This is a genomic window from Hydrogenivirga sp., assembly GCF_056450045.1.
In genome coordinates this window covers 1-4,339 of sequence record NZ_JBWONM010000077.1, presented here as the reverse complement: position 1 = coordinate 4,339, position 4,339 = coordinate 1, and the positions used below count along the sequence as shown (strand labels likewise).

Genomic DNA, 4,339 nt, shown 5'->3' with positions numbered 1-4,339 from the left:
TCCCTATCTTTATCGGGGCTATCAGGAGAGAGTTGCTCCCTATGAAAGCTCCCTTACCTATATAGGTTTTGTGCTTCTGCCTGCCGTCGTAGTTTGCGGTTACAACTCCAGCTCCTATGTTCACGTCGTCCTCAAGGGTGGCGTCGCCTATGTAGGCGAGGTGCTTAGCCCTAACACTCTCGCCGAGGGTACTTTTCTTGACCTCAACAAAGTTGCCAACGTGACTCCCACTCCCTATGCGGGAGCCATCCCTGATGTGGGCGTGGGGTCCTACCCTTGCCTCCCTCTCAACCACGCTGTCCCTTATCACGGAATAGGGTCCGATCAGTGCTGACTCTCCCACCTCGGAGTTCTCAATTACAGCCCCCGTTTCTATGACGGCGTTCCTGCCGATCTTTGTCTTTCCCCTGAGGTGCACGTTGGGAAATATCTCAACGTTCCGCTCCAAGCTCACATCGGGCTCTACCCACACGGTCTCGGGTATGTGGAAAGTTACCCCTCTCTGCGCCCAGTACTTTATGAGCTTGAGTCTGAGTATGTTCTCCGCAAAGCTCAGCTCCCAGCGGGTGTTCACTCCCACTATCTCCGTGGGGTCTGAAGCCATGAAGCTCCTCACCTCGTATCCCTTTGCCGTCATGTAGCCTATAACATCGGTAAGGTAGAGCTCCCCCGTCTTCTCACTCGGCTTTATCTTGAAGAGTGCCTCTAAGAGGTAGGGTATGTAGAGGATATATACACCCCCGTTTACCTCCCTTATGTTCCTCTCCTGGGGGGAGGCATCCTTTTCCTCAACTATCTTTATTATCCTGTCAGTTCCTTCCTCCTTGATGATTCTGCCGTAACCCGTAGGGTCCTGAAGAACCGAGGTAAGAACAACTCCCCCGAGCTTTATCTTCTCATACTCCTCAACCATGAAGAGAAACCTCTGCATGTTCTTAAGGGTCTCGGAGCTCACGAGGGGGGAGTCGCCGTTTATTATCAGGAGGTAGTCATCGTCGTTCCTCCACCAGTCAACCGATGCCAGCACCGCATCCGCGGTCCCGCCTTTGGGGTTTTCCTGAAGGAAGTAGGCATAATCTTCCCCAATGGTCTCCTTTACCTCCTGCGCTCCGTGACCGACCACTAGGGCTATGTCCTCTATACATCCTCCCTTAACGGCACTCAGGACGTACCAAAGCATCGGCTTGCCGAGTATGGTATGGAGAACCTTCGGCTTTTCACTTCTGAATCTCGTTCCAAGTCCTGCCGCAAGAACAACCGCTTTCATCCTTTACCTCTTTGAGTTTTACTTCTCCGCTTTAGTTGCCCCTCTTTTTTCCTCCTCTATGGAGGAGCGTATTGTCCATAAGAGGTACGCTACAGAACCAATCATAAACAACAAACCGACAGCAATAAGAACTTCTTTAATTCCCATCTTCTTCCTCCAGTTTTTTGATAAGACCCATGATGGAAAAATGCAAGGCTAAGATACCTGCAACCATCATAGGAAGTAAAAACAGTCCACCGAAAAATAGAATAAGTTTGAATCCTTCAAGCTTTCCCAAAGTCAACCCAGACAGACCACCGACAAGTGCAAGGAAACCAGTAAACAACCAGCCTATCAACTTCTCATAATAGGCTTTGCGTTCTTTAATTCCATCTCCCTTCATCCTTTACCCCTTAGCATCCCTCGCTACGCCTCTCTTTGAGCTGAGTATAAAGTCTATCAGAAGCTCTATGTCCTCGTTGTCCTTGAACTCCCTCCTGAGCTCCTCTATCGCCTCCTTCTTTAGGATGTTGCTTCTGAAGAGGAGTCTGTAAGCTTTCTTTATAGCCGCTATCCTTTCCTTTGAAAAACCCCTCCTCTCAAGCCCGACGGTGTTAACACCGTAAAGCTGAGCGTGCTGTCCTGAAGCTCTTGTGAAGGGAGGAATATCTAAGGAAACACCCGTAAGACCTCCCACCATAGCGTAGGGTCCTATCCTCGCCCACTGATGGACGGCGGAGAGACCTCCTATGAATGAATATTCCCCCACCTCCACGTGCCCTCCGAGGGTAGCACAGTTCGCCATTATCACGCCCTTTCCTACAACGCAGTCGTGGGCTACGTGGGAGTACGCCATGAGCATAACCTCGTCCCCTATCACCGTCTTCATCTTGTCCAGCTTAGTCCCCCGGTGGATGGTGACGTACTCCCTTATCAGAACCCGGTTTCCTATCAGGACCTCGCTCTCCTCTCCCTCGTACCGGAGGTGCTGGGGCTCCTCTCCTATAACCGCTCCGTCGTATATCCTGCAGTCCTCTCCTATCTTGACCCTGCCCTTTATCGTGACCCTGTTTCCGATCTTTGTTCCCCTTCCTATCTCAACATCTCCCTCTATGACGCAGAAGGCTCCGATCTCAACATCCTCAGCCAGCTTAACCCCTTTGCCAACTACGGCACTCGGATGTATTCTCATTTTTCCTCCTTTAAAAGCTTCCTGAGCGTGTTTAGGGCTACCTGAGTGGAGAGGAACCTGTTTGGGTTTCTCCCCATCCCAAAGACCCTGACCTCTACAACCTCAGCGTCCTTACAGAAGACGCCTATGTAGGTAAGCCCTTCGGGCTTGTTCTCAGAACCTCCCGGACCGGCAATGCCGGTTATGGCGACCCCACAGTCCGTTCCAAACCTCTCTCTCAGACCCGAAAGCATCTCTCTGCAGGTCTCTTCCGATACAGCACCGAAGCGTGAGAGGGTCTCCTCTTTGACACCGAGGAGCTTTCGCTTTAGCTCGTTAGAGTAAACCACAACTCCCCCTATGAAGTAATCGGAGCTCCCGGGCACGTTGACTATCCTCGCCGAGAGGAGCCCGGCGCTGCAGCTCTCCGCTGTGCTGAGGGTAAGCCCTTTATCTCTAAGCAGTCTGCCGACAACCTCCTCCAGGCTCTCCCCGGTTGAGTAAACGAAGTCACCGAGCTCCTCCTTTGCCCTCTCCCAGTCCTCCCTTTTTTGAAAGAGAAGATCAACACCCGCAAGGGTCCTCTCAACCTTAAAATCAAGTCCCCTCAGCTTTACCTCAACCTCCTCCAAGGAGAGCTCGGCTGTCCTCAGGATGTAGGGAGCCGGTCTCCTTTCAGCCTCGTAAAGACAAACCTCACAGTCCATTTTAAAGGAGTATTATATACCTATGGATTTTGAGCCTCAGAGGTACCCGAGACCACCGCAGGTTCCAAAGAGCCTGATAGGTGCCGGCGTAGTCATCGCAGTTCTCGTGCTCCTTCTGCTTCTGTCCAATCCCTTCGTGGTTATTCCGAGCGGATACGTGGGTGTAAAGCTCACGCTGGGAAAGGCGAGCCCTGAGGAGCTCAAACCGGGGCTCCATCTGGTAGTACCCCTGCTCCAGAGGGTTGAGAAGATGTCGGTCAGAACCCACAGCTACGACCTGACGGGAGCGAACTCAATAAATGCCCTGTCCAAGGACGGGCTGACGATAAATGTGGAGCTCACCACCCTTTACAAGATAATGCCCGATAAAGCGGCGGAGATATACATTGAGTACGGGCTTCTCTATGAGGACAGGATAATAAAGCCGGTGATAAGGTCTGCGGTGAGGGATGTTATAGCAACCCTTGACAGCGCTCAGGTCTATCAGGAAAGGTCTTTAATACAGCAGAGGATAGCTGACCAGGTAAGGAAGGAGCTTGAGAAGAGGTTCATACTCCTTGATGAGATACTCATAAGGGACATAAAGCTCCCCAGAAAGGTGGTTGAGGCAATAGAGCAGAAGAGGAGGGCACTTGAGGAAGCTCAGAGGATGAAGTTCCTCGTTGAAAAGGAGAAGCTTGAAGCTGAGAGGAAGAAGATTGAGGCGAGGGGAATAGCGGAGGCGAACAGGATAATAGCCGGCTCCTTGACCAAGGAGTATCTGATGTGGAAGTTCCTTGAGAACATCAAGGCTTATGCGGAGAGTGGAAACAACACGATAATACTCATACCTTACGACACCAACATGACACCGATAATCCAGCTTCCTCAGCCAAAGAGGAAGTGAGCTCTTAAAATCTGCCTATATTAATACTTTTGGAATGAAGGACAGGATAGTTGTCATCGGTGGTGGGCTTGCGGGTTGTGAGGCTGCCTGGAGGCTGGCTCAGTCTGGCTTCAAGGTTGTGCTCTACGAAATGCGCCCCCAGAGGATGACCCCAGCCCACAGGACCGACAAGCTCGCAGAGCTCGTTTGCAGCAACACTCTTGGCGGAACGGAGCTTACAACGGGTGCCGGACTTCTGAAGGCTGAGATGAGCCTGCTCGGTTCCCTCGTGGTGGAGGCTGCAAAAGAGTCACGGGTTCCCGCTGGAGGGGCTCTGGGCGTGGACAGGA

Annotated in this window: 6 protein-coding genes; 2 read left to right on the top strand and 4 right to left on the bottom strand. The window is 51.9% G+C overall.

Annotated features, from left to right (window positions below):
• The 4 genes from glmU to AC1HCM_RS03205 all read right to left on the bottom strand — a co-directional run.
• The coding region (gene glmU / locus AC1HCM_RS03220) for a bifunctional UDP-N-acetylglucosamine diphosphorylase/glucosamine-1-phosphate N-acetyltransferase GlmU (protein WP_479460338.1) at positions 1 to 1,267 on the bottom strand (1,267 nt) is incomplete at its 3' end.
• 136 nt (positions 1,268 to 1,403) lie between these two features.
• Positions 1,404 to 1,649, bottom strand: a complete 246-nt coding sequence (locus AC1HCM_RS03215) for a hypothetical protein (protein ID WP_479460337.1) — start codon at positions 1,647 to 1,649, stop codon at positions 1,404 to 1,406.
• A 3-nt stretch (positions 1,650 to 1,652) separates the two neighbouring features.
• Positions 1,653 to 2,438 (bottom strand): acyl-ACP--UDP-N-acetylglucosamine O-acyltransferase, encoded by a 786-nt coding sequence (lpxA, locus tag AC1HCM_RS03210; RefSeq protein ID WP_479460336.1) that lies wholly within the window; start codon positions 2,436 to 2,438, stop codon positions 1,653 to 1,655.
• The gene (locus AC1HCM_RS03205) at positions 2,435 to 3,124 is read right to left on the bottom strand and encodes a CinA family protein (protein ID WP_479460335.1); all 690 of its coding nucleotides are present in this window, start codon (positions 3,122 to 3,124) and stop codon (positions 2,435 to 2,437) included. The genes lpxA and AC1HCM_RS03205 overlap by 4 nt, the downstream gene beginning before the upstream one ends.
• A gap of 22 nt (positions 3,125 to 3,146) precedes the next feature.
• Between AC1HCM_RS03205 and AC1HCM_RS03200 the strand changes: the two genes are divergently transcribed.
• Together AC1HCM_RS03200 and AC1HCM_RS03195 are read left to right on the top strand one after the other, a co-directional pair.
• Positions 3,147 to 4,010 carry a prohibitin family protein gene (locus AC1HCM_RS03200; protein ID WP_479460334.1) on the top strand — a complete coding sequence of 288 codons (864 nt, stop codon included), beginning with the start codon at positions 3,147 to 3,149 and terminating at the stop codon, positions 4,008 to 4,010.
• Positions 4,011 to 4,044: 34 nt separating this feature from the next.
• A partial coding sequence (locus AC1HCM_RS03195; RefSeq protein WP_479460333.1) for an FAD-dependent oxidoreductase occupies positions 4,045 to 4,339 on the top strand: 295 nt, incomplete at its 3' end.

Coding starts and splice junctions, on each gene's coding strand:
- AC1HCM_RS03200 (WP_479460334.1), top strand. CDS start 3,147: ATGGATTTTGAGCCTCAGAGGTACCCGAGACCACCGCAGGTTCCAAAG.
- lpxA (WP_479460336.1), bottom strand. CDS start 2,438: ATGAGAATACATCCGAGTGCCGTAGTTGGCAAAGGGGTTAAGCTGGCT.
- AC1HCM_RS03215 (WP_479460337.1), bottom strand. CDS start 1,649: ATGAAGGGAGATGGAATTAAAGAACGCAAAGCCTATTATGAGAAGTTG.
- AC1HCM_RS03205 (WP_479460335.1), bottom strand. CDS start 3,124: ATGGACTGTGAGGTTTGTCTTTACGAGGCTGAAAGGAGACCGGCTCCC.